At 77.4% G+C, this 17772-nt stretch carries 1 protein-coding gene; it reads left to right on the forward strand.

The window, feature by feature from the left end; genetic code table 11:
* The first annotated feature begins 56 nt into the window (after window positions 1–56).
* Entirely contained in the window at window positions 57–17771 is a 17715-nt protein-coding gene (locus ACIQ87_RS09140; RefSeq protein ID WP_402403802.1) for a non-ribosomal peptide synthase/polyketide synthase, read from the forward strand.
* Window position 17772 lies beyond the last annotated feature (1 nt).

Below are 17772 nucleotides of genomic sequence, written 5' to 3' on the forward strand. Positions count from 1 at the left end.
GGCTACCGCCTGCCCCGGTGCCCTCGTCGTCGCCCCCATCGGAAGGACCTTCCGCCATGGCCGACCGGCCTGCCCAGCCCGTGCGCCCGTCCGCCCCGCCGCAGGCCGGCGGCACCGCCGGAGCCCCGGGAGCCGTCGCACCCCGGACCCTCGACGCGCTGTTCGCCGCCCAGGCGGCCCGCACGCCCCACGCACCCGCGGTGACCGACGGCCGGCGTGCCTGGACGTACCAGGACCTCGCGGAACGCGTCGAGAGGCTGGCCCGCGAGCTGCGCCGGCGCGGCGCCGGACCGGAGCGCACGGTGGCGCTGGTCCTCCCGCGCTCCATGGAACTCGTCGCCGCCGAACTGGCCGTCGTCCGGGCGGGCGCCGCCTTCCTGCCCGTGGACCCGGCCTACCCCGCCGAGCGGCGGGCGCTGATGCTCGCCGACGCCGACCCCGTGATCGTGCTGGACGACCCGGCCGCGGTCCACGACACGCTGGAGACGGGCGACCTCGGCGACCCGGGCGCCCCGGCCGTGGCGGGCACCGACCACCCGGCGTACGTGATCTACACCTCGGGCTCCACCGGCACCCCCAAGGGCGTGGTCGTCACCCACCGCGGCATCGCCGGCTTCACCGCCGCCGCCGTCGAGAACTACGCGGTCCGGCCCGGGGACCGGGTGCTCCAGTTCTCCTCGCCCAGCTTCGACGCCTCCGTCCTGGAGCTGTTCGTCTCCGTCCTCACCGGCGCCACCCTGGTGATCCCCCCGGACGGCCCCTGGCTGGGCGAGGAACTCGCCGCCGTCCTGGACGAGCACCGCATCACCCACACCCTGATCCCGCCCGCCGCCCTGGCCACCGTCCCCGCCGGCGCCGGCCGGCACCTGCGCACCCTGATCGTCGGAGCCGAGGCCTGCCCCGCCGAACTGGTCGACCGCTGGGCGCCCGGCCGACGCATGATCAACTCCTACGGCCCGACCGAGGCCACCATCGTCGCCACCTGGACCGGACCGCTCAGCGCCGGCACCGGCACCCCCGGCATCGGCGGCGCCCTGCCGCACGCCCGGGTGTACGTCCTCGACGAGGCCATGCGGCCCCAGCCGGACGGCGCCGACGGCGAGCTGTACCTCGGCGGCGAGGGCGTCGCCCGCGGCTACCTCGGCCGCCCCGGCCTGACCGCCGCGCGCTTCGTCGCCGACCCCTTCGGCCCGCCCGGCGCCCGGCTCTACCGCACCGGCGACCGGGCCCGCCGCAACGCCGACGGGGAACTGGAGTTCCTCGGCCGGCTCGACCGGCAGGTCAAGGTCCGCGGCTTCCGGATCGAGCCCGGCGAGATCGAGGCCGCGCTGCGCGCCCACCCCGCCGTCGACCAGGCCGTCGTCATCGTCCGCGAGGACGAGCCCGGCCACACCCGGCTGGTCGGCTACGCCACGCCCGCCGACCCGGGGCACGCCCCCGACCCGGCCGAGCTGCGCACCGCCCTGGCCGCCGCGCTGCCCGCCCACCTGGTGCCCGCCGCCGTCGTCGTCCTGGCGGCGTTCCCGCTCACCCCACAGCTCAAGATCGACCAGCGGGCGCTGCCCGCGCCCGCCCGGCGCACCGCCGCCGCACCGCTCGCCCCGCGCACCGGGCGGGAACGGGACCTGGCCGCCATCTGGGCCGAGGTCCTCGGCCTCGACGCGGTGGGCGCCGAGGACGACTTCTTCGACCTCGGCGGCGACTCCGTCCTCGCCGCCCGCACCCTGACCCGGATCGCCGAACGGCTCGGCGCCCGCCTCACCCTGCGGGACGTCTTCACCGCCCGCACCGTCGCCGCCCTCGCCCCACTGCTCGACCAGCCGGCCACCGCCGCGCCCGACGAGCCCGTCCCGCCCGCCCCGCGCGGCGAGCCGCTGCCGCTGTCCAGCGCCCAGCGCCGGCTCTGGTTCCTGGACGACCTCACCCCCGGCGGCACCGCGAACAACACCGGCGTGGCCCTGCGACTGCACGGCCCCCTCGACCGGGACGCCCTCGGCCGGGCCCTGCGGCGGCTCACCGCCCGGCACGACTCGCTGCGCACCACCGTCGACACCGTCGACGGACGACTCGTCCAACGGGTCGCCGAACGGGCCGAGCCGCCGCTGCGCACCGAGGACCTCGGCGCCCTGCCCGCCGGGGAGCGCGCCGCGACGGCCGAACGCCTGCTCGCCGAGGAACTGGCCCGGCCCTACGACCTGACCACGGGCCCGCTCACCCGACTGCTGCTGATCCGGCTCGCCGCCGACGAGCACCTGCTGCTGCTGGCGCAGCACCACATCGTCACCGACGGCTGGTCGGTGGGCGTCCTCACCCGCGAACTGGCCGAACTCCACCGGGCGGAGGCCGCCGGCGAACCGGACACCCTGCCCGACCCCGCCCTCCAGTACCCCGACTACGCCCACTGGGAGCAGCACCGCCGCACCGACCACGCACCGGACCTCGCCTACTGGAAGCGCACCCTGGCCGGCCTGCCGACCCTGCGGCTGCCCACCGACCGCCCCCGGCCCGCCGAGCGCGCCGGCCACGGCGCGGCGCACCGCCACCACCTCCCGGCCGGGCTGGTCGAGCGGCTGCGCCACCTCGCCGCGGGCCGCGGCACCACCGTGTTCACCCTGTTCGCCGGGGCGTCCGCGCTGCTGCTCTCGCGCCACTGCGGCCAGCGGGACGTCGCCCTCGGCACCGTCACCAACGGGCGGGAGCGGCGGGAGCTGGAGGAGGTGACCGGCTTCTTCGTCAACACCGTGGTGCTGCGCGGCGACGTGGACGAACGGGCCACCGTCGACCGCTTCGTGGAGAGCATGCGCACCACCCTGCTGGACGCCTTCGCCCACGCCGAGGTGCCCTTCGACCGGGTGGTCGAGGAACTCGCCCCGCCCCGCGATCCCAGCCGGACCCCGCTGGTCCAGGTCGTCGTCGTCCAGCAGACCCCCACCACCCCGGCGCCCACCGGGGGACTGCGCTTCACCGACCACCCGCTGCCCCGCCCGGCCGCCCGCTTCGACCTGGTGCTGGAGTTCACCCCCGACGAGGCCGGCGGCTGCACGCTGACGGTGGAGTACGACACCGACCTGTTCGACCGGCGGACCGTGACCGCGCTGGCCGACCGGCTGCACCACCTGCTGGCCGGGATGGCGGACGGGCCGCAGCGCACCCTCGCCGAACTGCCGATGATCCCCGAGGCGGAGCAGCGGGCGCTGCTCGACGCCCGGAAGGCACCCGTGGAACTCCCGGGCGCCCTGGCGGCCGCACTGCCCGGGTGGACCGGGGCGTACGTCCTCGACCGCGGCATGCGCCCCCAACCCGTGGGCGTCCCGGGCGAGTTGTACCTCTCCGGTGACTTCCCCGAGCAGCCGGGCGAGGGAGCCGAGCGGTTCGTCGCCGACCCGTACGGCGCGCCGGGGGAGCGGCTGTACCGCACCGGGGAGCTGGTGCGGTGGACGGCCGACGGCGAACTGGAGCACCTCGGCCGGGTCGAGCACCGGGCCGGGCCCCGCGGCCCGCGGACCGACCCGCAGGAGGTGGCGGAGGCGCTGCGGCGCTGCCCGGGCGTGGCCGAGGCCGCCGCCGTCCTCACCGAGGGCACCGGGCGGCTGGTCGGCTACGCGGTGCCCGTCCCCGGCGGCCGGATCGAGCCCGAGGCGGTGCGCCGCACCCTCGCCCTGACCCTGCCCGACCACCTCGTCCCCGCCGTCGTGGTGCCGCTGAGCGCCCTGCCGCTGGGCCCCGACGGCACCCTCGACCGCGGCCGGCTGCCCGACCCCGGACCGGCCGCCTCCGCCACCCGCCACGTCGCCCCCCGCACGCCCGCCGAACGCGCGCTCGCCGGCATCTGGGCCGAGGTGCTGCGGCTGGAGCGGGTCGGCGCCGACGACAACTTCTTCGACCTCGGCGGCGACTCCATCCTCGGCATCCAGGTGGTGGCCCGCTCCCGGCAGGCCGGACTGGCGGTGACCTCCCGGGACCTCTACCGCCACCAGACCGTCGCCGCGCTCGCCCTGGCCGCGGAGGACGCCCAGGCCCCGGCCGCCCACGCACCGGTCGCCGCCACCGGCGACGCCGTACCGACCCCGATCCAGCGCTGGTGGTTCGACCGCGCCGCCGGCCGGGCCGGCCACTTCGGCCAGGCGCTCTCCCTGCTGCTGCCCGACGACCTCGACCGGGCGGCGCTGGAGGACGCCCTGAACGACCTGGTCGCCCACCACGACGCGCTGCGCTCGGCCTTCACCGCCCCGGACGACACCGGGGCCGTCCGGTGGCGGATCCAGGAGCCGGCCGCCCGGATCCCCCTGGCCCGGCACACCGGCCCGGACCGGGACACCCCGCACTTCGGCCCGTACGACCTGGGCGGCGGCGGGCCGCTGCTGCGCGCCGTGCTGCACGAGCGCGCCGAAGGGCGCCCGCCCGTCCTGCACCTGGCGGTGCACCACCTGGTGGTGGACGGGGTCTCCTGGCGGGTGCTGCTGGAGGACCTCGACACCGCCTACCGCGCCCGCCGGGACGGCCGGGACGGGACCGCCGCGCTGCCGGCGAAGTCCTCGCCGCTGCGGCAGTGGTCCGAGCGGCTGAGCGCCTTCGCCGCCGGGGGCGGCTTCGAGGACGAGAGCGCCTACTGGGCGCGCGCCGTCCCCGCGCAGAGCGCCGAGCCGTTCGCGGCGGAGCTCGCCGGCCCTGACACCTACGCCACCGAACGCTCCGTCACCGTCCGGCTGAGCGCCGCCGACACCGCCGCCCTGCTGCGCACCCTGCCCGACACCTACCGCACCCAGGCCAACGACGTGCTGCTGAGCGCGCTCGGCCGGGCGCTGTGCGCGGAGAGCGGACTGGAGCGGGTCGTGGTGGACGTCGAGGGCCACGGACGCGAGGAGCTCTTCCCCGACCTCGACCTCAGCCGTACGGTCGGCTGGTTCACCACCCGCCACCCCGTCGCCCTGGCCGCCCCCGCCGGAGCCGACTGGGACACCGTCCTCAAGCAGGTCAAGGAACAGCTGCGCGCCGTCCCCCGGCGCGGCCTCGGCTTCGAGGCGCTGCGCCACCTCGGCCGCCCCGGCACCGCGCCCGAGATCCCGCCGGCCCGGATCGGCTTCAACTACCTGGGCCGCATCGCCCTGCCGGACGACCCGGACGGGCTGTTCCGCGGCACCTTCCGGCCGCTGGAGCTGGACGCCGACCCGGCCGTGGAACGCCCCCACCCGCTGGAGGTGGTCGGCCGCCTGGACGGCGACGCGCTGGAGTTCACCTGGTTCCACTCCGCCGCCGTGCACCGCGGCGGGACCGTCGAGGCGCTGGCCCGGCGCTTCGCCGCGGAGCTGGCCGACCTCGCCCGCCACGCGGCCCGCCCTGGTGCCGCCGGGCGCACCCCGTCCGACTTCCCGCTGGCCCGGCTCGACCAGGCGGCGGTCGACCTGGTCACCGGCGCCGACCCGGGCGCGGTGGAGGACGTCCTGCCGCTCACCCCGACCCAGTCCGGCATGCTCTTCCACGGTCTCGCCGAGGAGGACAGCGGCGCCTACTTCCAGCAGCTGGACTTCGTCCTCGACGGGGTGCCCGACCCGGCGCGCCTCGCCGAGGCCTGGCAGTGGGTCACCGACCGCACCGCGGTGCTGCGCGCCCACGTCCGCTGGCAGGAGGTGCCCGAGCCGCTGCTGGTGGTGCACCGCCGGGTGGCCGTGCCGGTCACCCACCTGGACTGGCGCGAGCTGCCCGAGGAGGAACGCCGCACCCGGATGGCGGAACTGCTGGACCGCGACCGGGCCCGCGGCCTCGACCTGGCGAAGGCCCCGCTGCAGCGGCTGCTGCTGATCCGGCTCTCGGACGGCCGGGTGCGGGTGCTCTGGTCCTTCCACCACCTGGTGCTGGACGGCTGGAGCCTGTTCCAGGTGCTCTCCGACGTCTTCGCGGTGCACGCCGCCCTGGTCCGTTCGGGAGCCGCCCCGGCCGGCCCGGGAGCGGACGTCCCGTACGGCACCGTGCCGGAGCGCCGCCCCTACCGCGACTACCTCGCCTGGCTGGCCGAGCGCGACCACGCCGAGGCCGAACGGCACTGGCGCACCCGCCTCGCCGGCCTGGCCGAGGCCACACCGCTGCCCTACGACCGGGAGCCGGTGCGCAGCCACCGCGCGGAGTCCACCCGCGCCGTGCCGTTCACCCTGCCCGCCGCCGCGACCAGGGCCCTGGAGGACCTCGCGCGCGGCTCCGGGCTGACCCTCAACACGCTCGTCCAGGGCGCCTGGGCGGTGCTGCTGGGCCGCCAGGCCGGGCGGGCCGAGGTGGTGTACGGCACCACCTCCTCCGGGCGGCCGCCCGAGCTGCCCGGCGTCGAGACGATGACCGGCCTGTTCATCACCACCCTGCCGACCCGCACCACGCTGCCCGCCGACGGCACCCTGCTCGACTGGTTGCGGACCCTCCAGCGCGAGCAGAGCGAGGACCGTCGGCACGGCTTCGTCCCGCTCGTGCGGATGCGCTCCCGCACCGAACTGCCCGAGCAGACCGCCCTGTTCGACAGCCTGGTGGTCTTCGAGAACTACCCGGTCGACGAGGACGCGGCCGACGCCCACGGCCTGCGGCTGCGCGACCTGGACGGCATCGAGACCACCAACTACCCGCTCGCCCTGCTGGCCTACCCGGGCCCGGAGCTGTCGCTGCGGCTCTGCTACGACCCGCGGCTGTTCGACGAAGCCACGGTGCGCCGGCTCGCCGGGCAGCTCACCGCCGTCCTGGCGGGCATGCCCGAGGGCGCCCACCGTCCGCCCGCGCGGCTGCCGCTGCTGACCGGGCAGGAGCGCCGGCGCGTCCTGGTCGACTGGAACGCCACCGCCGCCGAGGAGCCCGCCGCCGACATCGCCGAGCTGTTCGCCGCCCAGGTGCTCCGCACTCCCGGCGCGATCGCCCTGGAGGCCGGCGACCGACACCTCACGTACCGCGAACTCGACGCCCGCGCCGCCGAACTGGCCGCACGGCTGACCGCGCACGGGGTCCGGGTCGAGCAGCCCGTCGGGGTGCTGATGGAACGCTCCGTCGACCTGGTCGTCGCCCAGCTGGCGCTGGTCCGCACCGGCGGGGTGTACGTGCCGCTGGACGGCCGGGCGCCGCGCGAGCGGCTGCACCGGATGCTGGCCGAGGCCGGCGCCGACCTGCTGCTCACCGACGCCCACCGGGCGGGTTCGGCCGCCGAACTGCGCCCCGCCGAGCGGGTGCTGCGGGTGGACCTGCCCGGCGACCGGCAGGCGCCGGCCCCGGCCCCGGCTCCGGCTCCGACGGCCGTCCACCCCGACAACGTCCAGTACCTGATGTTCACCTCGGGCTCCACCGGCACCCCCAAGGGCGTCGCGGTGCGCCGCCGGGACGTCGCCGCACTCGCCCTGGACCGCGCCTTCGCCGGCCACGACCGGGTGCTGGTGCACTCCCCGCACGCCTTCGACGCCGCCACCTACGAACTCTGGGTGCCGCTGCTGCGCGGCGGCACCGCCGTCCTCGCCCCGTTGCGGGACCTGGACGCCGCCGCCGTCCGGCACGCCGTCACCGAGCGGGGCGTGCGCCACCTGTGGCTGACCGCCGGCCTGTTCCGGCTGCTCGCCCAGGAGGACCCGGGCTGCCTGCGCGGCGCCCGCGAGGTGTGGACCGGCGGCGAGGCGGTGCCCGGCGCCGCCGTCCGCAAGGTCCTGGCGGCCTGCCCCGGCCTCACCGTCGTCGACGGCTACGGACCGACCGAGACCACCACCTTCGCCACCCGCCGGGCCTTCCGGGCCGGCGACGACCTGCCCGCCGTCCTGCCGATCGGCCGCCCGCTGGACAACACCCGGGCGTACGTCCTGGACGGCGCACTCCAGCCGCAGCCCCCGGGCGTCACCGGTGAGCTGTACATCGCCGGGGCAGGCCTCGCCCGGGGCTACGCGGGCCGCCCCGGCGAGACCGCCGCCCGCTACCTCGCCGACCCCTTCGGCCCGCCCGGCGGCCGGATGTACCGCACCGGCGACACCGCCCGGTGGAGCGAGGACGGCGAACTGCACTTCGTCGGCCGCGCCGACGACCAGATCAAGATCCGCGGCTTCCGGATCGAACCCGCCGAGATCGAGGCCAGGCTCACCGCCCACCCGGCCGTCGCCGAGGCCGTCGTCTCCCTGCACCAGGACGCCGGACGCAAGCGCCTCGCCGCCCACCTGGTGCCCGCCGAGGGCGCCGAGCCGCCCGGCGCCGCCGACCTGCGCGCCCACCTGGCCGCCGACCTGCCCGACTACATGCTGCCCGCGGCCTTCGTCACCCTGCCCGAACTCCCGCTCACCGCCAACGGCAAGGTGGACCGCCGCAGGCTCCCCGCCCCCGACTGGTCGGCGGGCGGCGACCGCCCCCACCGCGCCCCCGGCACCGACCGCGAACGGCTGCTCGCCGCGATCTGGTCCGAGCTGCTCGGCGTCGAACGGGTCGGGCTGGACGACGACTTCTTCCTGCTCGGCGGCGACTCCATCCTGAGCATCCAGGTCGTCTCCCGGGCCCGCGCCGCCGGACTCGCGCTCTCCCCGCGCGACCTCTTCCGGCACCCCACCGTCGCCGCCCTGGCCGCGGCCGCCGGCAGCGCCGTCACCGTGGCCGGCACCGAACCCGTCAGCGGCGAGGTCGGCCTGACGCCGATCCAGCACTGGTTCCTCGACCCGAACCCGCCGCACGCCGGGCGGTTCGACCAGTCCGTCGTGGTGGAGGCCCCCGGCACCGTCGACCCGCAGGCCCTGCGCCGGGCGCTGGCCGCCCTGTGGGCGCACCACGACGCGCTGCGCTCCCGCTTCACCCGCGCCGGGGACGGCACCTGGCGGCAGCACTGCGCCCCCGCCGACGAGGCCGCGCCCGAGCTGCTGGAGGTGTGCGCGCCGGGCGCCGCGGAGGAGGCCGGGGACCGCTCCTTCCGGCTGGACGGCGGCCCGCTGCTCACCGCCCGTCTGCTGCGCGGCACCTCGGGGGCCGGCGACGGCACCCGGCCCGACCGGCTGCAGCTGGCCGTCCACCACCTGGCCGTCGACGGCGTCTCCTGGCGGATCCTGCTGGAGGACCTGGAGACCGCCTACCGGCAGGCCGTCGAGGGCCGCCCGCTGCGGCTGCCCGCCCGCACCAGCTCCGTGCGGGAGTGGGCCCGCCGGCTGGCCGAGCACACCGCGGCCGGCGGCTTCGCCGCGCAGCGCGCCCACTGGGCGGCCGCCGCCCGGGCCTGTGCCGAGCCGCTGCCGGTGGACGGCGAGGGCGGCAACACCGCCGCCGACCTGCGCGAGGTGACCGTCCGGCTGGACCGCGAACGCACCGACGCCCTGCTGCGCCACGTCCCCGCCGTCTACCGCACCCGGATCGACGACGTCCTGCTCACCGCGCTCGGCCGGGTGCTCGCCGACTGGACCGGACGCGGCACCGTCGCCGTCGGCCTGGAGGGCCACGGCCGCGAGGACGGCCTGTTCGACGGCCTCGACCTGTCCCGTACGGTCGGCTGGTTCACCTCGCTCTTCCCCGTCGCCCTGGACGTCCCCGCGGGCGACTGGGGCACGGCGCTCAAGGCCGTCAAGGAACAGCTGCGGGCCGTGCCCGACCGCGGCCTCGGCCACGGCGCGCTGCGCCACCTCGCCCGGGACGAGGCGCTCGCCGACGCGCCCGCCCCCGGCATCAGCTTCAACTACCTGGGCCGCTTCGACTGGTCCGCCGACGGCGCCGCCCTGGTCCGCGCCGTCCCCGGCGGCCTCGGCGGCACGGAGGCCCCCGGCACCGAGCGCCCCCACCTGCTGGACGTCGTCGCCCGGGTCGAGGACGGCCGGCTGGAGATCGGCTGGTACTTCAGCGCCGGCCGGCACCACCCGAGCACCGTCGACGGGCTGGCGCGGGCCATGCTGGGCGCGCTCGAGGAGATCGTCGCCCACTGCGCCGAGCCCGGCGCCGGCGGCCGCACCCCGTCCGACTTCCCGCTCGCCCGGCTCGACCAGGCGGCGGTGGACCGGATCGCCGGGGACGGCCGATCCGTCGCCGACGTCCACCCGCTGACGCCGATGCAGGCCGGGATGCTCTTCCACAGCCTGCTCGACCCGGACGGCGACACCTACGTCAACCAGGTGCAGCTGGTGCTGTCCGGGGTCACCGACCCGCACACGCTGGCCGAGGCCTGGCAGCAGACCGCCGACGCCAACGCCATCCTGCGCACCCGGCTCAGCTGGCAGGACGGCGCCGAACCGCTCCAGGTCGTCCACCGCCGCGCCGCCGTCCCGGTGACCCACCACGACTGGAGCGGGCGCCCCGCCGGGCAGGTCGAGCGGGACACCGCCCGGCTGCTCGCCGAGGACCGCGCGGCCGGGCTCGACCTCGGCGCCGCGCCGCTGCTGCGGCTGACCCTGATCCGGCTGACCCCGACCCGGGTGCGGGTGGTGTGGACCTTCCACCACGTGCTGCTCGACGGCTGGAGCGCCGCCCAGGTCTTCGACGAGGTCTGCGAGCGCTACGCCGCCCTCACCGCAGGCCGCGCCCCCGCCCCGGTGGAGCGCGCGCCCTACGCCGACTACCTGCGCTGGCTGGCCGGCCAGGACCGGGCGCAGGTCGAGCGGTACTGGCGCGACACCCTGGCCGGCTTCCCCGCCCCCACCGAACTGCCCCGGGACCGCCGCCCGGCCGGCGCCCACCGCGCCTCCTCCTCGGCCTCGGTGCGGGTCGCGCTCGGCCCGGAGCTGTCCGACCGGCTGCGCGACACCGCCCGGCAGGCCGGGCTGACCGTCAACACCGTGCTCCAGGGCGCCTGGGCGCTGCTGCTGCACCGCTACGGCGGCGGGCAGGACGTGGTCTTCGGCACCATCGTCTCCGGCCGGCCCGCCGAACTCCCCGGCGTCACCTCGATGGTGGGGCTGTTCATCAACGCCCTGCCGACCCGGGTGCGGATCGACGCCGCCCGCCCGCTGCTGGACTGGCTGCGGGAGGTACAGGACCAGCAGTCCGAGGCCCGCCGGCACGACGCCGTCTCGCTGGCCCAGCTCCAGGGCTGGAGCGAACTGCCCGGCGGCACCGCCCTGTTCGACAGCATCGTGGTCTTCGAGAACTACCCCTTCGACGCCGAGTCGCTGACCAGGCACGGCCTCGGCGTGGAGACCGAGCACGTGCTGGAGCCGACCAGCTACCCGCTCAGCGTGGTGGTGGCGCCCGGCGCGGACATCGAGGTCAGCCTGGACCACGACCCGGCCGCCTTCGACGCCGCCACCGTCGAACGGCTCGGCGCGAGCCTGCGCACCCTGCTCGCCGGGATGGCCGCCGGCCTCGACCGGGCGGCCGGTGAACTGCCGCTGCTGGACCCGGCCGAGGGGCGCGCCCTGTTGGAACGCCTCGCCGGCCCGGTGCGCGAGGCGCCCCGGCGGACCGTGCCGCAGGCCTTCGCCCGGCAGGCCGCCCGCACCCCCGACGCGCCGGCCGTCCGCTCCGGCGACGAGCTGCTGACCTACCGGGAGCTGGACGAACGCTCCAACCGGCTGGCCCGGCTGCTGATCGGGGCCGGGGCCGGCCCCGAGCGCTTCGTCGCGCTCGCCCTGCCCCGCACCGTCGAACTGGCCGTGGCGCTGGTCGCGGTGCTCAAGAGCGGCGCCGCGTACCTGCCCGTCGACCCCGGGTACCCGGCCGAGCGGATCGCCTACCTCTTCGAGGACGTCCGGCCCGACGCCGTGGTCACCGGCGCCGACGCCGGGCGGCGGCTGCCGGACGGCCCGTACACCCGGATCGTCCTGGACGACCCGGCCGGCCGGGAACGGCTCGCCGCCGCCCCCGCCGAGGCCGTGCGCGAGGAGGAGCGGCACGGCGCCCTGCTCCCGGAGCACCCCGCGTACGTCATCCACACCTCCGGATCCACCGGCCGCCCCAAGGGCGTGGTGGTCGCCCACGCCTCGGTGCTCGCCCTGACCGACTGGGCGGCCGCCGAGTTCGCCGGCCACGGCGTGGAGCACGTGCTCGCCGCCACCTCGCTCAACTTCGACGTCTCGGTGTTCGAGATCTTCGCGCCGCTGCTCTCCGGCGGCTGCGTGGAACTCCTGCGCGACCTGCTGGCCCTGGCCGAGCGGCCGGGCCCGCTGCGAGCCGGGCTGCTGAGCGCGGTGCCCTCCGCCCTCGGCGGACTGCTCGCCGACGGCGCCGTCCGGCTCGCCGCGGACACCGTGGTGCTGGCCGGCGAGGGACTGCCCGCCCGCACCGTGCGCCAGGTCCGCGAGGCCGTCCCCGGCTGCCGGGTGCTCAACATCTACGGCCCCACCGAGGCCACCGTCTACGCCACCGCCCACACCTGCGACCCCACCGACCCGGACCGCGACCCGCCGATCGGCCGGCCCGTCGGCGGCGCCCGCGCCTACGTCCTGGACGAGCGGCTGCGCCCGGTGCCCGTCGGTGCGCCCGGGGAGCTGTACCTGGCCGGCACCGGCGTGGCGCGCGGCTACCTGCGCCGCCCCGGGCTGACCGCCGGGCGCTTCCTGCCCGACCCGTACGGCCCGCCCGGCAGCCGGATGTACCGCACCGGCGACCGGGTGCGCTGGAGCGCCGACGGCGAACTCGACTACCTCGGCCGCGCCGACGACCAGGTCAAGGTGCGTGGCTTCCGGATCGAACTCGGCGAGGTCGAGGCCGCGCTGGCCCGCCACCCGCGGGTGGCGGCCGCGGCCGCCCGGGTGGTCGACCAGGACGGCCACAAGCGGCTGGTCGGCTACGCCGTGCCGCGCGACGGCGCCCTGCCCGACCCGGCCCAGTGGCGGGACTTCCTCGGCCGCACCCTGCCCGACCACCTGGTGCCCGCCCTGGTGGTGCCGCTGGAGCGGCTGCCGCTCGGCGCCACCGGCAAGCTGGACCGGCGCGCCCTGCCCGTCCCCGTCCCCGCGGCCCAGGGCACCGGGAGCGACCGGCAGCCGGGCACCGACACCGAGCGGACCCTCGCGGCGATCTGGCGCGAGGTCCTCGGCGTGCCCGAAGTGAGCGCCGACGACAACTACTTCGCCCTCGGCGGGGACTCCATCCTCGGCATCCAGATCGTCTCGGCGGCCCGCCGGGCCGGCCTCGCGCTGACCCCCCGCCACCTGTTCGCCCACCAGACCCTGGCCGAACTCGCCCGCGCCGCCGAACGGTCGCCACGCCCCGAGGCGGCCGCCGACCAGGGCGCCGTCACCGGCGACGCCCCGCTCACCCCCGTCCAGCACTGGCTGCTGGACACCCTCGACGGCGACCCGGCCCGGCTCACCCAGTCCGTCTCCTTCACCCTCGCCCCCGACACCGACGAGCCCACCCTGCGCGCCGCCCTGGCCGCCGTCCTGGACCACCACGACGCCCTGCGGCTGCGCTACGAACCGCTCGCCGACGGCCGGTGGCGCCAGCACGGCACCGCCCCCGGGCAGGCCCCCGACCTGCGCGTCCACGAGGCGGCCGAGGGCGAGCAGCGGGAGGCCGTCCTGCGGGAGCTCGGCGAGTGCCTGGCCGACGGCTTCGACCTCGCCGCCGGACCGCTGCTGCGGGCCGCGCTCTGCCGCTTCGCCGGCGACCCCCGCCCGGTGCTGCTGCTGGCCGCGCACCACCTGGTCGTCGACGCGGTGTCCTGGCGGATCCTGCTGGAGGACCTGGAGCGCGCCCACCGCGCCCTGGCCGCCGGCGAGCGGCCCGACCTCGGCGCCAAGACCACCTCCTTCCGGGCCTGGGCCGAGCGGCTCGCCGCGCACACCGCGGCCGGCGGCTTCGACCCGGAACTCCCGTACTGGCAGGGCCTGGTGGACGGCACCCCGCCCACCGGCCCGGACGACACCCTGCCCACCGGCCCGGACGGCACCCTGCCCACCGACCTGCCCACCGACCTGGACGGCGCCAACACGGCCGACACCGAGGAGTCGCTGACCTTCGCCCTGGGCACCGAGGACACCCGCCGACTGCTCCAGGACGTCCCCGACGCCTACCGCACCCGGGTCAACGACGTCCTGCTCTGCGCCCTCGGCCGGGTACTGGCCCGCTGGACCGGCCGCAGCCGGGTGCCGGTCACCCTGGAGGGCCACGGCCGCGAGGAACTCCTCGACGGCGTCGACCTGTCCCGCACCGTCGGCTGGTTCACCACGATGTACCCCGTCGCCCTGGACGTGCCCCCGGGCGCCGACACCGGCACCGCCCTGAAGGCCGTCAAGGAGAGCCTGCGCGCCGTCCCGGGCGGCGGCCTCGGCCACGGCGCCCTGCGCCACCTGCGGCCCGTGCCGGGCCTGGCCCTGCCGCAGATCGGCTTCAACTACCTGGGCCGGCAGGACTGGACCGCCACCCCCGGCGGCCTGCTGCACGCCCCGGCCGGCCCGCTCACCGGCGGCATGGACCGCACGGCCCGCCGCCCCCACCTGCTGGACGTGCTCGGGCAGGTCGCCGAGGGCCGGCTCTCCTTCACCTGGTCCTACTCCCGCGCGGTGCACCACGGCGGGACGGTCGCCAGGCTGGCCGCCGAACTCCTGGACGAGCTGCGGGAGATCGTCCGCCACTGCGCCGAACCCGGCGCCGGCGGCCGCACCCCCTCCGACTTCCCGCTGGCCGGCCTCGACCAGGCCGCCGTCGACCGGCTGGCCGGCACCGGACGGGAGGTGACGCAGATCCAGCCGCTCACCCCCACCCAGACCGGCATGGTGGTGCACGGCCTGGACGAGGCCGAACACGGCCTGTACGTCGAGCAGATCACCTTCGTCCTGGACGGCGCCCGCGACCCGGGCCTGCTCGCCGCCGCCTGGCAGCACGTCGTCGACCGCACCCCGGTGCTGCGCACCTCCGTGGTGCTGCGCGACGTCCCCGTACCGCTCCAGCTGGTCCACCGTGAGGCCACGCTGCCGGTCACCGAACACGACTGGAGCGCCCTGAGCCCGGCCGAACGGCGCGACCGGCTGGAGGAGCTGCTCGCCGACCGCCGGAGCCGGCCGCTCGCCCTGGACCGCGCCCCGCTGCTGCGGCTCGACCTGATCCGGCTCGGCCCCGACGCCGTCCGGGTGGTGTGGGAGTTCCACCACGTGCTGCTCGACGGCTGGAGCGTCTTCCACGTCCTCGCGGACGTGCTGGCCGCCCACGCCGCCCTCGCCCGCGGCGAGCGGCCCGCCCTGCCCGAGCGCCGGCCCTTCGCCGACTACGTCGGCTGGCTGGCCGCCCGCGACACCGCCGCCGCCGCCGAGCACTGGCGCGGCGTGCTCGCCGACCTCACCGCCCCCACCGCGCTGCCCTACGACCGCCGGCCCGCCCAGGGCGACACCGCCCGCTCCGGGGACTGGCTCTCGCACCGGCTGGACGAGGCGAGCACCGAGCGGCTCCAGGAGTTCGCCCGCCGCCACCGGCTGACCCTCAACACCGTGGTCCAGGGCGCCTGGGCGCTGCTGCTGTCGCGCTGGAGCGGCGAACGGCGGGTCTGCTTCGGCACCACCGTCTCCGGCCGGCCCACCGACCTGCCCGGCTCCGACGGCATCGTCGGCCTGTTCATCACCACCCTGCCGGCCCGGGTCGCCGTCGACGGCCGGCAGCCGTGCGCCGAGTGGCTGCGCGCCCTCCAGGAGGACCAGGCCGAGGACCGCCGCCACGACCACCTGCCGCTGGCGCGGATGCACGGGCTGAGCCAGGTCCCGCCGGGCACCGAGCTGTTCGACAGCCTGGTGGTCTTCGAGAACTACCCGGTCGGCGACGCCACGGCCGGCGCGTACGGCCTGCTGGTGCGCGAACTCGACGCCCGGGAGGCCACCAACTACCCGCTCACCGTGGTCGTCTCGCCCGGCGAGCGGCTCGCCGTGGAACTCGGCCACGACCCCCGCCACCTCGACCGGCAGACCGCCGGCCGGCTCGCCGACCAGCTGCTGCACACCCTGTCCGCGCTGGCCGCCTCGGACGGCACCACCCCGCTGGACGAGCTGGACCTGCTGCCGCCCGGCGAACGCGAGCGACTGCTGTACGGCCCGGCCCGCCCGGCGCTCGCCCCGGTGCCCCCGACGACCCTGCCCGCCCTGGTCGAGGCCGCCGCGGACCGGTGGCCGCGGGCCGTCGCCCTCAGCGCCGCCGGCCGGGAACTGACCTACGCCGAGGCCGAGGCCCACGCCGACCGCCTCGCCCACCGGCTGATCGCGCGCGGCGCCGGCCCCGGGGAGATCGTCGCCCTGCTGCTGCCCCGCTCGGCGGACACCGTGCTCGCCGAGCTGGCCGTGGCGAAGACCGGCGCCGCCTTCCTGCCCGTCGACCCCCACTACCCCGAGGAGCGGATCGAGGCGATGCTGCGCGACGCGGCGCCCGCCCTGACCCTGGACGCCAAGGACGTCGCCGAACTCCTGGCCGCCTCGGACGGTGCCCCGGACCACCGCCCGACCGACGCCGACCGGACCCGCCCCCTCGACCCGGACGACCCGGCCTACGTCATCTTCACCTCCGGCTCCACCGGCACCCCCAAGGGCGTCGTCGTCACCCACCGCGGCCTCGCCGCCTTCGCCGCCGCCGAGGCCGAGCACTACCGGATCGCCCCCGGGGACCGGGTGCTGGCCTTCGCCACCCCCAGCTTCGACGCCTCGGTGCTCGAACTGTGCCTGGCCCTGCCGCACGGCGCCCGCCTGGTGGTGCCCGAGCCGGGCCCCCTGCTCGGGGACCGACTGGCCGGGCTGCTGCGGGCGGAGGGCATCACCCACACCCTGCTGCCGCCCGCCGCCCTGGCCACCCTGCCGGCCGACACCCCCGGCACCCTGCCCGCGCTGAAGACCCTGATCGTCGGCGCCGAGGCCTGCGGCGCCGACCTGGTCGCCCGCTGGGCCCCGCACCACCGGATGGTCAACTCCTACGGCCCCACCGAGGCCACCGTGGTCGCCACCTGGTCCGCACCGCTGACCGCGGACGGCGCCGCCCCGCCGATCGGCCGCCCGCTGCCCGCCACCGGCGCGTACGTCCTGGACGCCCGGCTGCGGCCGGTGCCCGACGGCGTCCCCGGCGAACTGTGGCTCAGCGGACCGGTCCTGGCCCGCGGCTACCTCGGCCGCCCCGGCCTGACCGCCACCCGCTTCACCGCCGACCCGTACGGGCCGCCCGGCACCCGGATGTACCGCACCGGGGACCTGGTGCGCCGCGACCGCCACGGCGAACTGCACTACCTGGGCCGCACCGACCACCAGCTCAAACTGCGCGGCCACCGGATCGAGGCGGGCGAGGTGGAGGCCGTACTGGCCCGCCACCCGGCCGTGCTGGACGCCGTGGTGAGCATCCGGGAGGACGAGCCCGGGCTGCCCCGGCTGGTCGCCCACCTGCTGGCCGCCCCCGGCACCGAACCGCCGACCGGCGCCGAGCTGCGCGCCCTGGCCGCCCGCTCGCTGCCCGGGCACATGGTGCCCTCGGCCTTCGCCGTGCTGGAGCGCTTCCCGCTCACCGCGAGCGGCAAGACCGACCGCGCCGCCCTGCCCGCCCCCGCACCGGAGGAGGCCGGGCCGGCCGGGCGGGTCGCGCCCCGCACCCCCACGGAGGAGGCGGTGGCGGAGATCTGGGCCGAGACCCTGCACACCGCCGTCGGCGCCACCGACGACTTCTTCCAGCTGGGCGGCGACTCCATGCGCGCCCTGCTGATCGCCTCCCGGGCCAACGACGCGTTCGGCGTCACGCTCACCCCCCGCGACGTGCTGGTCTCCCGCACCGTGGCCGCCCTGGCCGACCTGGTGGAGGACCTGGTGCTCAGCGAACTCGAAGCCGCCGCGCTGGACGGACCGGAGGAGTCCGCCCTCGGCAACCCCGACGAAGCCGCCGACTCCGGCCGCCCCGACGATGACGAACGGTGAG

The sequence above is a fragment of the Kitasatospora sp. NPDC096204 genome, from assembly GCF_044763205.1.
Taxonomy (GTDB): domain Bacteria; phylum Actinomycetota; class Actinomycetes; order Streptomycetales; family Streptomycetaceae; genus Kitasatospora.